Origin of the sequence: Rheinheimera mesophila (assembly GCF_000986865.1) — a bacterium.
GTDB classification, from domain to species: Bacteria; Pseudomonadota; Gammaproteobacteria; order Enterobacterales; family Alteromonadaceae; genus Pararheinheimera; species Pararheinheimera mesophila.
The window spans coordinates 35988-50075 of record NZ_LAVS01000002.1 but is presented as its reverse complement, the minus strand read 5'-3'; the positions used below and the strand labels follow the sequence as shown (position 1 = coordinate 50075).

At 47.7% G+C, this 14088-nt stretch carries 17 protein-coding genes and 1 pseudogene; 9 read left to right on the top strand and 9 right to left on the bottom strand.

Annotation, left to right across the window (positions count from 1 at the left end):
- Positions 1-117: 117 nt before the first annotated feature.
- Positions 118-1212 (bottom strand): annotated as a pseudogene (locus SD53_RS19035) (PAS domain-containing protein); the annotation flags it as partial.
- A gap of 146 nt (positions 1213-1358) precedes the next feature.
- On the bottom strand, positions 1359-2201 hold the full coding sequence (locus SD53_RS01545) for an alpha/beta hydrolase (protein WP_046518455.1): 843 nt from the start codon (positions 2199-2201) through the stop codon (positions 1359-1361).
- A 163-nt stretch (positions 2202-2364) separates the two neighbouring features.
- On the opposite strand from SD53_RS01545, the gene SD53_RS01540 reads away from it, so the two are divergent.
- Positions 2365-3231, top strand: coding sequence for a DMT family transporter (locus tag SD53_RS01540; RefSeq protein ID WP_046518454.1), 867 nt, complete (start codon positions 2365-2367; stop codon positions 3229-3231).
- A 21-nt stretch (positions 3232-3252) separates the two neighbouring features.
- On the opposite strand, the gene SD53_RS01535 is transcribed toward SD53_RS01540, so the two are convergent.
- Both SD53_RS01535 and SD53_RS17875 read right to left on the bottom strand, forming a co-directional pair.
- Positions 3253-3639, bottom strand: a complete 387-nt coding sequence (locus SD53_RS01535; RefSeq protein ID WP_046518453.1) for a hypothetical protein — start codon at positions 3637-3639, stop codon at positions 3253-3255.
- A gap of 3 nt (positions 3640-3642) precedes the next feature.
- A complete protein-coding gene (locus tag SD53_RS17875) occupies positions 3643-4272 on the bottom strand; it encodes a DUF2799 domain-containing protein (protein WP_052749209.1) in 630 nt (209 codons plus the stop codon).
- 91 nt (positions 4273-4363) lie between these two features.
- Here SD53_RS17875 and SD53_RS01525 point away from each other — a divergent pair, with 91 nt between their 5' ends.
- Positions 4364-5014, top strand: coding sequence for an acyl carrier protein phosphodiesterase (locus tag SD53_RS01525; RefSeq protein ID WP_046518452.1), 651 nt, complete (start codon positions 4364-4366; stop codon positions 5012-5014).
- On the opposite strand, the gene sixA is transcribed toward SD53_RS01525, so the two are convergent.
- Together sixA and SD53_RS01515 are read right to left on the bottom strand one after the other, a co-directional pair.
- The gene (gene sixA, locus SD53_RS01520) at positions 4969-5439 is read right to left on the bottom strand and encodes a phosphohistidine phosphatase SixA (protein WP_046518451.1); all 471 of its coding nucleotides are present in this window, start codon (positions 5437-5439) and stop codon (positions 4969-4971) included. The genes SD53_RS01525 and sixA overlap by 46 nt on opposite strands.
- 6 nt (positions 5440-5445) lie before the next feature.
- Positions 5446-6000 carry a hypothetical protein gene (locus SD53_RS01515; protein WP_046518450.1) on the bottom strand — a complete coding sequence of 185 codons (555 nt, stop codon included), beginning with the start codon at positions 5998-6000 and terminating at the stop codon, positions 5446-5448.
- A 170-nt stretch (positions 6001-6170) separates the two neighbouring features.
- Between SD53_RS01515 and SD53_RS01510 the strand changes: the two genes are divergently transcribed.
- From SD53_RS01510 to SD53_RS01485, 6 genes are all read left to right on the top strand, one after another.
- Complete coding sequence (locus SD53_RS01510) at positions 6171-6563, top strand: ribonuclease E inhibitor RraB (protein WP_046518449.1); 393 nt, start codon at positions 6171-6173, stop codon at positions 6561-6563.
- A 31-nt stretch (positions 6564-6594) separates the two neighbouring features.
- Entirely contained in the window at positions 6595-7296 is a 702-nt protein-coding gene (locus SD53_RS01505) for a YebC/PmpR family DNA-binding transcriptional regulator (protein ID WP_046518448.1), read from the top strand.
- A gap of 73 nt (positions 7297-7369) precedes the next feature.
- Complete coding sequence (gene yjjX / locus SD53_RS01500; protein WP_046518447.1) at positions 7370-7879, top strand: inosine/xanthosine triphosphatase; 510 nt, start codon at positions 7370-7372, stop codon at positions 7877-7879.
- Between the two features lie 65 nt (positions 7880-7944).
- Entirely contained in the window at positions 7945-8493 is a 549-nt protein-coding gene (locus SD53_RS01495; protein WP_046518446.1) for an NADPH-dependent FMN reductase, read from the top strand.
- Between the two features lie 151 nt (positions 8494-8644).
- Entirely contained in the window at positions 8645-9613 is a 969-nt protein-coding gene (locus SD53_RS01490; RefSeq protein ID WP_241481738.1) for a GGDEF domain-containing protein, read from the top strand.
- 89 nt (positions 9614-9702) lie between these two features.
- Positions 9703-10098 (top strand): hypothetical protein, encoded by a 396-nt coding sequence (locus tag SD53_RS01485; protein ID WP_046518444.1) that lies wholly within the window; start codon positions 9703-9705, stop codon positions 10096-10098.
- Between the two features lie 3 nt (positions 10099-10101).
- On the opposite strand, the gene SD53_RS01480 is transcribed toward SD53_RS01485, so the two are convergent.
- From SD53_RS01480 to ahpC, 3 genes are all read right to left on the bottom strand, one after another.
- Positions 10102-10704: an excalibur calcium-binding domain-containing protein gene (locus tag SD53_RS01480; RefSeq protein ID WP_046518443.1), complete on the bottom strand. Its 603-nt coding sequence runs from the start codon at positions 10702-10704 to the stop codon at positions 10102-10104.
- 116 nt (positions 10705-10820) lie between these two features.
- Positions 10821-12365 carry an alkyl hydroperoxide reductase subunit F gene (gene ahpF, locus SD53_RS01475; protein WP_046518442.1) on the bottom strand — a complete coding sequence of 515 codons (1545 nt, stop codon included), beginning with the start codon at positions 12363-12365 and terminating at the stop codon, positions 10821-10823.
- Positions 12366-12529: 164 nt separating this feature from the next.
- Positions 12530-13096, bottom strand: a complete 567-nt coding sequence (gene ahpC, locus SD53_RS01470) for an alkyl hydroperoxide reductase subunit C (protein WP_046518441.1) — start codon at positions 13094-13096, stop codon at positions 12530-12532.
- A gap of 286 nt (positions 13097-13382) precedes the next feature.
- Between ahpC and SD53_RS01465 the strand changes: the two genes are divergently transcribed.
- Positions 13383-13997, top strand: a complete 615-nt coding sequence (locus SD53_RS01465) for a lytic transglycosylase domain-containing protein (RefSeq protein ID WP_241481734.1) — start codon at positions 13383-13385, stop codon at positions 13995-13997.
- Positions 13998-14088: the final 91 nt, after the last annotated feature.

Genomic DNA, 14088 nt, shown 5'->3' with positions numbered 1-14088 from the left:
CTGTGGATAATCATTGATATCCATCAGTTGGCCAAGGTTGTTCCACTCCAGCATCAGATTCGATTGGCTAATCGCCTGAAAGCGGATTTGATATTCCAAAGCTGAAGATTTTACCTTGCTGATATCAGCCAGAATGGCAATGTAATGGCTGTGTTGCCCCTGTTCATCATAAACAGGGTTACTGGTCACTGAAATCCACAACGACGAACCATCTTTGCGATGAATTTCAATTTCATCATAAAACGCCCGTGGTGCGCTTAGTTCGGCCTCAATCCGCTCTTTAGTCACAGGATCTGTTTTAGGCCCGACCAAAAACTCTCTGGCAATATGGCCCAACACTTCATGCTGGCCATATCCTGTCATCTGACTAAAACCTTTATTGACGTATTGGATCCGTCTGTCGGCCGAGGAGATCAACACCGCGTTGTCTGTCTCGTTGGCCACCATAGAAAGTAACCTGAACTCTTTTTTTTGCGCCACTTCATGGCTGATATCGCTGGCAAATTTGACGATTTTCAGTACTTTACCATCAGGTCCTTTGATCGGGTTGTAGGTGGCATGGATCCACACCTCCTGACCAGTTTTAGTCAATCTTTTGTATTCTGCGGTCTGATACTGCCCCTCTTTTAAACGTCGCCAGAAATCGCTGTAACTGCCGGATGCAGCCTCTTTCGGATCGACAAAAATACGATGATGCTGGCCTGTGACTTCTTTCAGGCTATAGCCCATTAAATGAAGGAAATTCGCATTAGCGAACAGAATTTTGCCATCCAGATCAAATTCAATCACCGCCTGGGCTCTGTGAATGGCTTGTAACTGTGACTCAAAATTGGCCTGTTTTGCCACTTGCTCTGTTACATCAGATGCAAACTTAATCACCTTATGCACTTTGCCATTTTTGATGATGGGTGTGTAAGAGGCCCGGATCCAAACCTCTCTGCCACTTTTTGCAATACGTTTAAATTCTGCAGTTTGCGATTTACCTGCCCGTAAATCTGCCCAAAACTGCTGATAAGCCGAAGAATTGGCGGTACCCGGCTCCACAAAAATACTATGATGCTTGCCCTGCACCTCATGCAACTGATACCCCATCAGGTCTAAAAAGTTACTGTTGGCCTCTTCAATACGACCATCCAGTGAAAACTGAATGACAGCCTGAGTCGCATTAATGGCCTTGACTATATTGTCCGAATTGGAATTAAAACCAAACATAACCACACTCCGTTGCCGTGGATCTACTGTGGATCAGTATTGTGTTAACTATAGGCAGGTGATTGATTTAGTACAGAAAAATTACAAAATTTTATCTGGCAGACTAAGGTTTGCTGTTTTAGTCTGCCGACACTGAAAAAGCCTTGTTATGTGTTGTCGTTAAACAACCATAACACAGCGGTTTTGAATTCATTTCGCCATGCCGCTTCGTTATGTTCCGCTTGCGCAACCAGATGATACCGGGTGCGCTCCGGCGCATGGCCTGTGCTCAGCACAGCCTGATAAAGTCTGGCCATATCCGGCACCATCGGACCTCCCTCCTTTGCTCCCATATAAAAATACAGTCGGGCATCCGCAGCAACAGGCTGTTGCTCAAACCAGTGGATCTGTTCGCCGAGCGCCCAATAAGAAGGTGAGAAAATCCCTGCTTTTCCAAATACCTGCGGAAATTGCAGTATCGCATAATGACTGATCAGCCCCCCCATGGAGCTGCCCATAATAGCTGTATGCTGCACATCGGGCAGAGTGCGATAATGCCGGTCGATATAAGGTTTTACTGTATTGGCAATAAATTCCAGATACGCTTTGCCTTCGGCTTTACCAAATTCAGCGTGATCCACGGGGTTGAGCTCTGTCATGCGCTTTTCAGCGCCATTATCAATGCCGACCAGAATCAACTCAAGCTGCCCGGTCGCTGCCAGTTCGTCCAGAATTTCATCTGCCCCCCATTCACCGGCATAAGCTGTGGCCTCATCAAACAGGTTTTGGCCGTCATGCATGTAAAGCACAGGGTAACGTTTTGCTGAATTCTCATAGCCAGGCGGCAGGTACAACCGCACTTGCCTGCTGCGGTTCAGGCCGGGCATCAGAAAGCTTTCACTCAAGACCGTCACTTGCGCTGAGGCGGTAGAGGCTTTACTTTGCCCTGCAGGTTCAGTGCAACCGAGCAACAGCAGGACCAGACTAAAACAAAATAGAAGTTGACGCATCAACGGGCTCCTTAAGCCGATAGCGGATCTGACTACCTAGCCTAAATCTTCTGTGGAGCAACACCAAATAAAAAGTGTTACAGAATACTGTCCGGCGGCTCCTCTTGAATTAGCGACACCTGGCAGCTACAGTGGCCGCCTTCTCCCCCGGTTTGGTTGTGGTATGCGCGTCTCGTCTTACCGTTATATTTATCTGGCCGCTTTGGCTGCTATGATGATGGGTACTATAGGTGTCATAGCCAGATACAGTCAGGTCGATCCGGCCAGTCTGACGTTTTACCGTTTGGGTTTAGGAGCCGTTATTCTGGCTTTTTATTTGGCGTTGACAGGACAACTCAAATTCATCGCAGCACGCCCGCCAGCACTGGTTCTGTTAAACGGTGTATTGCTGGCCAGTTTTATCTTGTGTTTTTTATCCGCCATTCAGAGCATTTCACTGACGCTGGCTATTTTACTGGTGTATCTGGCACCGGCCCTATCGGCCATCCTCGCCCATTTTTTGTTTGCAGAGCGCCTGACTGGGCGAACTTTATTATTGATCCTACTGGCGTTTTTTGGTTTTGCGATGTTACAGCAATTTCAGATCGACAGCCGCCTGGAGCAACAGCAAGGCCTTTGGTATGCACTGGCCTCTTTGCTCACCTACACCGCCTTTATTTTGCTGAACAAAAAACTACCAGACACAGTGCCTCTGTATCATAAAAGTTTTTATCAGTTGTTGGTGGGCGCTTTGTGTGTTTTACCTCTGATGGCCAGCCACCCCTGGCCTGATGCAGACCAATGGGTCTGGCTGGTCCTTGCTGGTTTATTCCCGGGATTTCTCGCCTTGGTCTGTGCTTTACAAGCGATTCAACATTTACCAACCCGGCTCTTTGGAACTCTTGCTTATCTCGAACCTGTTGTTGTTATTGTTGCTGCGTGGTTACTTTTTTCAGAACCTATGTCATGGCTGCAATGGCTGGGCGCTTTGTTGATCCTGACTTCGGGGGTAGCTCAGGCTTGGCTGACTCAGGATACTGAAATCAGCTAAACGAAAGTCGGGGGCAGCAGGTTATTCGGTTACGTCTAAAGATAATCTGTTGCGCAACACCACTTCCTCTCCGGGACTGAACAAGTTGGTGTTATGTAAATACAACTCCAGCCTCATTCCCGGGGTGATACGTACAGGACGCTTCAGCAGATAACCTTTAGTACAAGGTAAACTCAGCAGTAACTCTTGCTGTAACCAGAGCTCTAACTGGCAGTTTACCCCCTGCGGTAACACCCCCGTCATACCATAAGCAATCAGATCGGCCTGTTTTGCTGGCCATTGAGGCGTATGTGGCAAACGACTTTGTTGCCCGGCGATCAATAATTTTTCACTGGTCCAGAGTAAATCCAAAGGCGCAGCCTGCGTGAAAAGCGACACAGTGCAGAGCAAGCCACAGATCAATCTCATGGCTTAGCCACCTTGCTGGATCAAACTAAACTGCAGTTCAGCCTGCTTTAAATCAGCTTGCAACTGACCTTGCATTTGGTTTAACTGACGCAGCTCTTGCTGCAAATTGCGGTTTTCATCCAGCACTTGTTGTTTCTGCTGCTTGTCTTTGAGCACACTCAGTTGTTTAGAATTATCGTCAATGCGTTGTTCAAGTCGCTCTATGGTGTCGGCGTTTTGCTGCAAGGTTTTCTGTAAATTGAATAAGGCAGATTCAGCCTGATACCAGGCCCGGCCCCGGTCATAACCTAAACGAAATTGCGGCTCCAGTGCACCGGTACAGACTTTATTATAGCTGCCCCCACTTTGGCCTAACTCGCGCCCCTCGTCATAAGTACAATACAACAATACCCCTTCAGCATGACCCCGCTGATAGGCCTGAAAATCTGAGCTTACCCCATGCTCGGCGCAGTCTTTTTGATAACTGCGAAACTTACTGCTGGCAATTCCCTGCTGACCATCCGTTTTGCCGATAGCAAACCAGTCTCCCACCTGACATTCCTCTGGACTAATGCTGCTACATCCGCTAAGTGCCAGTACAGCGATCAGCACAACCCCTTGTTTCATCAGACCTGTTCCTTTGTATTTTTTCATTATAAGACACCTACTTATAGCGGATAAGCGCAGCAAATACATCTTTTTTACCTTAGACTACAGCTAGTTTTTACTGAAAATCCCAGGTGCAATGAATTATTTAGCCCATCTGCTATTGGCTCAACCCAATACCCACTCCCGTATCGGCAATTTATTGGGCGATTTCTATCGGGGCACCAGGCTGGAGCTGCTGCCCCCTGCGGTAGCAGCGGGTTTGTATAATCACAGAGCTGTGGACTGGTTTACCGATCATCATCCGCACGTCAGAGCAGCCCGTTTGCTGTTTAGTTCAGCAATGCGACGCTTTGCACCTATAGCTTTGGATATGTTATTTGACTTTTGCCTGATCAAACACTGGCGGCTGTTTTATGATTCAGATTTTACAGACTACAAACACCAGTTGTACTGCAAGCTGCACCATGATCTGCCACAGATGCCGGAGGCAATGGCCAGAACCTGTAAAGCTGTGACTGAGCAAGATTGGTTTGGCAGCTACGCGCAGCTTGCAGGGATCCAGTATTCGCTACGTCGCATGGCTTTAGCTGGTCGCTTTACCGCACCTTTTGCTGCAGTGGCTGATGAATTGCCAGCATTGCAACGACCGGCAGAACAGGTATTTTTAAGTTTTTTCCCACAGCTACAGCAATTTATTCAGCAGGCAGCGATAGAACAGCAGCCAGTTTTGGCACTGGAGCGTTACAACAAAGCTACAGGCAAAGACCAAAGTAATACAGCGTGTTGAGGCTGAATATCAATAGCAGTAATCGAGGCTTTTTTAATGTAAAAATGTCCGGCCTCGCTGCGAAGCAGCAAAGCCAGCAGAGCGGAGATATCAGGTTCATGCCCAACACAGCAGAGGGTGCCTACCCCTCGCTGCATCAGATCCGTTAATGCCTTCAGTTGGACCTCCGGCAAAGTGTCGATAATAAGCCAGGCCTGTTTTTGCGGTGCTGGCCAGTGGGCATGCTGATGCAACAACATGGCCGTTTGCTCAGCCCTGACCAGAGGACTGGTCAACACCAGCTCAGGTGCTTGTAATTGTTGTTGACAAAACTCGGCCAGCTTCAGACTTTGTTTAATGCCTTTGTCCACCAGATGACGACTGGGATCCGGCAATCCTAACCTTCGGTCCTGTGCTGTGGCATGGCGCACCAGATAAAGCAACATCAGCAGTTACTTCGCTTGAGGTGCAAAGTCAGCACGTTCAAAATACAAAGGCTCAACTGCCTTGCCTTTTGCCTGATATGAAATTTCATCCACATCGCCCTCGCCTTTGATCGGATTGACCAGCAGTTCGCCGCCAGGCAAAGCAATACGATAAGGCTGATGCCGCGCGGACACTGAACCTACAGCTTGATCCAGTAGTTTTCGCTGCACTGACACCTTCACGTCTCCCAGTGCCTGACCACCACGCTCAAAATGACCAAGATAGAGTTTGGCATTAAAACTTGTCAGCTTACCTTGCTGCAAATCTTGCAGCGCAAAAGCTTCCGGCTCCAGTGTCACTAAATTTTTTTGCTGCAATGCCAACCGGATCTCGGCGGGCAGTTCAGCGCTGATCTGAAGCACAATCTGATGGGCATGTTTGCCAAAAGGCAAAGGCAGATGAGAGGCAATCAACTGATGATCTACCTGCAACACCACCATGCCGTGAACGCCATGACTGGCATGCACACAAGCCGACAAGGGGGCACTGAGACCCAACAACAGAAACCAGAGTATTTTCATTTTTAAAATTTTGCACGTGATGAAAAGCTGAGTCTGCAACTATCTGTCGGAGGGGTCAAGTTCAACACCAGATTGCCATACCCAGACGCCAGAAAATATTGCTATAATCCGGCCACTTGCCGCACTGGGCCTACCGGGTCGGCCTATTAACCTGATGTGGAGAGCGGACCATGCAATTTCCTGATGACGGCAATGGCGATATGCTGCGTGCCTTAATGGACGCCGGAATAGATTTAACTGAGCCTCTGGCCATAGATTTTTATCTGGTATTTAAAAACAAAGATCAGGCTGAAAAAGCCATGGCTGCTTTAGTTGCATCTGAACAACAGGGTGAGGTAGAGCTGCACTTTAATGATCTGGAACAGTGGGAGCTGATCGTCAATCAGACCATGGTGCCAGAGCATGCAGCCATTACAGCACGTGAAGCTGAACTGGATAAGTTTGCCAAAAAATTTGGTGGCCATAACGATGGCTGGGGCGTGATGCAACATCAGGACGGCGATGACGATTTTGATGATGAACACGGCGAAGATTGTGACCATGACTGTGGTCACCCGCATTAATTTTTACTGATACAGATACGAGAGAGAAGCAATGGGTGCTCAATGGAAAGCCAAACATAAAGCCGACGCATCGGCTGCCAAAGGCCGTATTTTTACTAAATTAGCGAAAGAAATCATGGTGGCAGCCCGTAATGGCGCCGACCCGGATATGAACTCCAAATTACGTGTTGCGGTAGAAGCAGCGAAAAAAGCCTCGATGCCGAAGGACACACTGGAGCGTGCTATCAAAAAAGGTGCAGGTTTACTGGATGGCCCGGCCAACTATGAAACTGTGGTGTATGAAGGTTTTGCCCCGCATCAGGTACCGGTGATTGTTGAATGTTTAACAGACAACAAAAACCGTTCAGCTCAGAGTATCCGTGTACTGTTCCGCAAAGGTCAGTTAGGCAGTTCAGGTTCTGTGTCCTGGGACTTTAAATATTTAGGTGAAATTGTAGCCCATGCGGTCACGCCGGACGCTGATCTGGAAGTAGCCGCTATTGAAGCTGGTGCTCAGGACTTTGAAGAAGGCGAAGAAGGTGATTGCATCTTCCTGACGGAACCTACCGACCTGGACGCTGTCAGCAAAGCCTTACCGGCTTTTGGTTTTAATGTCACCTCAGCCAGACTGGTTTATCGTCCAAACAACCCTGTGACGCTGGATGACGCCGCCCGCGCTGAAGTGGAAGCCTTTTTGGAAGCCATAGACGCCGATGATGACGTACAACATGTATACGTCGGTTTAGCAGGTTAATACTGCATACTGAATATAAAGGCGGCTGTGGCCGCCTTTGTTGTATCTGAGCGTTTGATAAACAGAGGTGCTGATGTTAGTCATAAAAGTAGCTTCCGCCAATCCGGCAAAAATCAAAGCTGTGGCTTCAGCTTTTGCCGAGGTTTTTCCTGATCAGGCACTGGATGTACAAGGGATCGCTGTACCCAGTGGTGTAGCAGATCAGCCGATGAGCAGTGATGAAACCTTATTGGGTGCGATAAACCGCGTGGCAGAACTGGCAAAGCTTGAAGCCGATTATCGGGTTGCTATTGAAGCCGGATTAGATGGTGATTTTACTTTTGCCTGGATGGTGATAGAACATCAGGGCAAGATTGGCAAAGCCCGCTCTGCCAGTTTAATGTTGCCACCTGCCGCCTTAGTGCAACTGCAACAAGGCAAAGAACTGGGGGATGTGATGGACACTATGTTCGAGCAAAACAATATCAAACAAAAAGGCGGCGCTATCGGCTTGCTGACTCAAAACAAACTCAGCCGCAGCTCTGTGTACCACCAGGCCTTGATTCTGGCGATGATCCCCTTTTTAAATCCGGATTTGTTTTAAATCAGGTTGTCATCTATCCGATTCAGCCTTAGTGTAGAGTGCAAACTCACACCAAGGAGAATCTCATGTCCGGACTAAAAGTACTGGCTCTGTGCGGCAGCTTAAGAGCGAAATCCACCAACAAAGCTTTATTGGAGTATGCAATAGCTCATGCACCAGAAGGCATGCAGATTGAACTGGCAGATCTGACTGATGTACCTTTTTACAACTCGGATCTGCTCACTAAACCCGCCGCTTTAGAGCGTCTGCTGGCTCAATTTGCCAAAGCTGATGCTTTTTTATTGGCCTGCCCTGAATACAATTACTCTATAGCTCCGGCGCTGAAAAATGCACTGGATTGGGCGTCGCGTGAAGCCAGCAACGCTTTAATGGCAGGTAAAGTGGCCGCTATTCTTGGTTCTGGCGGTGGTATGGGTACCTCAAGAGCGCAGTATCATTTACGTCAGGTGTGTGTGTTTCTGGATTTGCATCTGGTGAACAAGCCAGAAGTTTTTTGTAATGCCTTTGCCAACACCTTCGATGCGGACAACACACTGATAGATGAACGGATCCAGGGCTTGATAGTGCAGCAATTGCACGCTTTACAACAACTGGCGGCGCGTTTTAAACGCTGACGGCCTGGTGCGGTTCAGAACCGAAAAAAAGCAGAGAAAACAATAAGGTTGTTTTCATCTGCTTTCTTTGTCAGAGTAAAGCCATTCGTCAGTATCGCGACGCCAGAGGTACATTTTGTTACAACGCCTGAAGCATGATTTCCATTTGTTAATGATTACTCTGGTGGGTTTGATTGCCAGTTGTACTTTATTGCCATATGCGTTGTACCGTATTGCAACAGCAAGCTATCTGGTGGGTATTGTAGATTTGCTGATGATAGCGGTCAGCACGGCTTCGGTCTGGATGGCATGGCGCACTGGCGACACAGAGAAGCCTGGTTTTTTAATGGCCAGCGTATTTTGTTTTGGTGCTGTGCTGGTATGCATGAAACTGGGGCAGGATGTACTGTTCTGGATTTATCCTCTGATGGTCTTTATCTTTTTTTTGGTGGCGCCCATCAAGGCCTTATTGCTGTTGTTACTGATGGTTTGCGCTATTGTCTCACTGCACTTCTCCGAGCACTCCACAATCTTCAGTACCAATTTTCAGTTACTGGCCTTTATCACCACCACTTTAGTCACCAGTATTTTTGCTTACATCTTTGCTTATCGCACCCATCTGCAACGGCAGGAACTGAGGCGTTTGGCAACGACAGATCCGTTAACCGGAGCTGCAACCCGGCATTCGCTGACCGACGAGTTAAGCAGTGCTATTGAGCAATATCAGCATAAAGCGGTAGTCAGTGGTTTAATGCTGCTGGATTTGGATCATTTCAAACGGATCAATGACAATTTTGGTCATCACGCTGGCGATCAAATTCTGAGTCAACTGGTGCCATTGTTAAAGCAAATGATCCGTCAGCAGGACTCGGTATTTCGTTATGGCGGCGAGGAGTTTGTATTGCTGATCAAAGACATTCAACTGGCCGATTTACATCGTTTAGCAGAGAAAATCCGGCATGCCGTTTGGCATCAGTTGGCCTTGCCGGATGGCTCAGCACTGACCACCTCTATCGGTATCGCCACAGTGCAGCATGCCCATGATTGGGAAAGCTGGTTGCAAAGCGCTGATGTGGCTTTGTATCAGGCCAAACACAATGGCCGGAATCAGGTGGTGATTGCAGCAACTGCTGCGCAGTAAACGTCCGCAGCAGCTTAGACTTAAGTCGAAGCGCCATTTTATCCACAATACTTTAAGCTGGTATTCTTTCTGTTGTGCAGGTGTGATCCATGTTGCCTTTTATCATCAGCCGATTTTTTGCTATTCAGCTCCTGGTTTTGCTGGCCTTAGCTTTGGCGAACTACTTTTCGGCCATTAAATTAGGCTTTGTTCAGGACGTACTACTGCTTCCGGCACTGACAGTGTTTCTGGTGTACCAGTACAGTAAAAAGCAAAATGCAGCCTTTACTGCGGAGCAAAATCAACAGGTGATTTATGCACTGATCCTCAGCGATGCACTGATCCAGGCTGCGTTAACCTTCAGCAGCCCCACTGGCATTATCGCAATTGAACACTTCACTGAAGCGGCCTTAACTTACGCTGCCGTGATGGTGTTTCACAGTCTGATGATTTACTTTGCCGTGGGCTACAGCAAAAGCTTATTTGAAAAACGTCAGATCAGCTAAGCGCTAAAAATCACCGCGGCCACAGTGTTGCCGCTCGCACGGGACACCGTCTTTATTGCCGTCAAGCATCACATCTGGGCAGTTGTTCAAATAAAACTTTGCCTCTTCGCAAGAGCGCATTTCAGAGCAATAGCGCTTGCCTTCGCATTGAAATTCAACATCAGAGCGGGGCAGCACCGGCGGCCACACCGGATTGTCGGCTAAAACAGTGGGATTGGGCAGTTCAGAGCTCTGCTGCAAGGCTACCGCAGGCAAAGAGGCCTCGGCTCTGAACAAATACAACGACTGGTAACCTAGCCAGGCCAGAATAGACAAAGTCACTAAAACCGACAATAAACGCTGCATAGGCAAAGACAAAAGAGTCGGCTTTTTTAATTCCGGAGCCGGCGCAAAATGCTGCCCTGCTTTGTAGGCAGCTACCGCCCGCAGCTTACCGTCGGAGTCGACTTCAATCTGAAAAAAAATACTATCGCCATCGTTCAGCACTGCAGGTTTTTTTCGAAAACCGCTGCTGCTGATACTGATATCAGGCCCGGCTTTATCACGCTGAATAAAACCGCGGCCTTGGGTGGAACTCCAATCTTTTAGCTTTCCCTGATGTAACATACCAACATCCTGTTGTATCTATTTTAAAAACATCTTATTTAACCTAAATCCTGGTTATTTTACAAGCATAAAAAAACCACTTCACGATGAAGTGGTTTTTTCCGCGCTCTGTGCTGTTAGTTACGGATCAGATAATCGAAGGCCCCCAAGGCTGCTGTGGCGCCACTGCCCATTGCAATAATGATTTGCTTGTACGGAGTATTGGTGGCATCACCGGCTGCAAACACACCTTTTAATGAGGTTTGGCCATGGCTGTCGACCATAATCTCGCCCCGTGGGGTTAGTTCCACCGCGCCCCTTAACCACTCGGTATTCGGCACTAAACCAATCTGGACAAAGATACCAGCCAGTTCTACAGTTTTGCTTTCACCATTGGTACGGTCTGTGTACTTCAGCCCAACCACACGCTGACCATCACCCAGCACTTCAGTGGTTTGTGCTTGCGTGATAATAGTGATGTTGCCCATAGACTCAGCTTTTTTAATCAGTACCGCATCTGCACGCAGCTTGCTGTCAAACTCCAGTACTGTCACGTGCTGCACTATACCTGCCAGATCTATCGCTGCCTCAATACCTGAGTTACCGCCACCAATCACTGCCACTCTCTTACCTTTAAATAAAGGGCCGTCACAGTGTGGGCAATAGGCTACCCCTTTACCGCGGTATTCTTTTTCACCCGGTACGTTCATCTCTCTCCAGCGTGCGCCAGTAGATAACACCACGCTTTTACTTTTCAGCACAGCACCGTTTTCAAGCGTGACTTCGAACAACTCATTTTTATTCAACTTCACTGCTTTTTGGCTATTCATAATATCGACTTCGTAATGACGAACGTGCGACTCTAAGTTAGCAACCAGTTTTGGACCTTCGGTTTCTTTGACAGAAATAAAGTTCTCAATGCCAACAGTATCCGCCACCTGACCACCAAAACGTTCAGCAATAACGCCGGTATTCAGACCTTTACGGGCAGCATAAATGGCAGCAGCAGAACCCGCCGGGCCACCACCGACGATCAGCATGTCAAAGGTGTCTTTGTTTTTCAGCGCTTCGGCCTGACGTGCCGCCGCACCTGTGTCGATTTTATTCAGAATATTAGTCAGCGTAATAGCGCCCTGAGAGAACTGCTGACCGTTTAAATACACAGTCGGCACTGCCATGATGTTACGTTTGCTGACTTCGTCCTGGAACACAGCACCATCGATCATCGTGGTTTTGATCGCTGGATTCACCGCAGCCATTAAATTCAGTGCCTGAACAACTTCAGGACATGTCTGACAGCTTAAGGACACAAAAATTTCAAAGTTAAATTCCCCCTGCAATGCGGCAATTTGCTCCAGCACAGCAGCTTCTTCTTTGATGGTATGGCCGCCTGAATGCAGCAACGCCAAAACAAGCGAGGTAAACTCGTGGCCCATAGGCACACCAGCAAACCGAATTTGCGTATTTTTTGCAGTGGAGCGTACCAGCATAGATGGCTTCATCACCGCAGGGTCTGTCTCGTGTTTTAACTGGATCAGCGAACTTAAACTGGCAATATCTTCAGCCAGACTTTTTAACTCGGCCGCTTTATCACTGCCGTCTAACGCCACTATCAGCTCCACCGGGCTTTTCAGGTTTTGCAAATAGGTTTTTAATTGGTTCTTTAAATTGGTATCTAACATATTTGGCCCCTTTCTTATAGCCACAGTCACGGCCACCCTGAGGTGGATTGCCACTGCCCTTTTGGACAAAGCTTCGCCGTACCAGAACAGTCTGGTGAGCAAAACTTAACAATTCGTTTGAAAACAGAGGGCTGAGGATCAGCCCTCGCTGTCTTGTAACAGACTTAGATCTTACCAACCAGGTCTAAAGATGGAGCTAAAGTCGCTTCACCCGGAGTCCATTTAGCTGGACATACTTCACCGTCGTGGTTCGCAACGTATTGTGCAGCCTGAACTTTACGGAACAGTTCTGCAGCGCTGCGGCCGATACCTAAGTCGTGAATTTCAGCAACTTTGATTTCGCCTTGTGGGTTGATCACGAAAGTACCACGTAAGGCTAAACCTTCTTCCTCGATCATCACACCGAAGTTGCGAGTGATAGTGCCTGTTGGGTCACCGATCATCGGGTAGTTAATTTTCTTGATAGTTTCAGAAGCATCGTGCCACGCTTTGTGAGTGAAGTGTGTGTCAGTAGACACTGAGTACACTTCAACACCGATTTCCTGGAACTTAGGATAGAAATCAGCCAGATCGCCTAATTCAGTTGGGCAGACGAACGTGAAGTCAGCTGGGTAGAATACAACGACTGACCATTTGCCTAACAGGTCTTGTTCAGTGACTGGAACAAATTTACCGTGATGGAAGGCAGTCGCTTTAAATGGCTTGATAGTGCTGTTGATAATTGAAGACATTGTCTTACTCCATGTTGGTTGATTACTAAAATTGAACTCGCTTCGATGGCACAAAGAATACCTGTTCCACACGATTTGAGATAACGAATTAAATCTATAAAGTTAATCTGTTTTTGTGATTGAAAAGCTGGACTATTTATCTATTTATCCGCTTTAATTCAGAACCTCAGTATGACAACACAAAAAAGAACAGGTTCTGAACTCCCGTTGTTCCTTACTGGTCAGGCTCACACCACGCTAAAGAATGACTATGCTTGATAGACTCAATACAAGGTGGGGGCATAAATTGAAACTTCAAGCAGCTAAAGCCCTGACAGCCTGTGTTTTTTTCCTACTGATCACAACAGCCTCAGCAGCAGAACCGCCCGTGTATCGTTACCAGCAAGCCAACGGGATCACCGCCTTTTCTGACAGAGCACCAAAAGACCGGCCTTATCAGCGGCTTCGTTTTGATTGTTTTGCCTGCAGTTCATACAGTACTGAGAACTGGCATACGACCCCTTTGTTTTTGCAACAGTATCAACAGGAAATCAGCAGAGCAGCCACAGAATATCAGTTGGACCCGGCGTTACTAAGAGCAGTGATCCATGCTGAGTCGGCCTTTAACCCCAAAGCGTTATCCAAAAGTGGCGCCGCAGGTTTAATGCAACTGATGCCGGATACAGCCACTGAAGTGGGAGTCACCAATGTCTGGCACCAACAGCAAAATATTCAGGGCGGTGCATCCTATTTATCCTCTTTACTGCAACGTTATAAAGGCGATATCAAACTGGCAATGGCCGCTTATAACGCCGGGCCTGGCGCTGTGGACAAACATCAGGGCATTCCACCCTATACTGAAACTCAGGTCTACGTAGAGCGGGTGTTGTTGCTCTGGTCGCGTTATCAAAAAGCCAGCTAACCCGGCTGAACCGTCTAAACACAAAGAGTAACAATTTATAAGGCATTGTTTTTGAACAACTTTAAGGCCATCCATTCTTTTGCAATTCCCA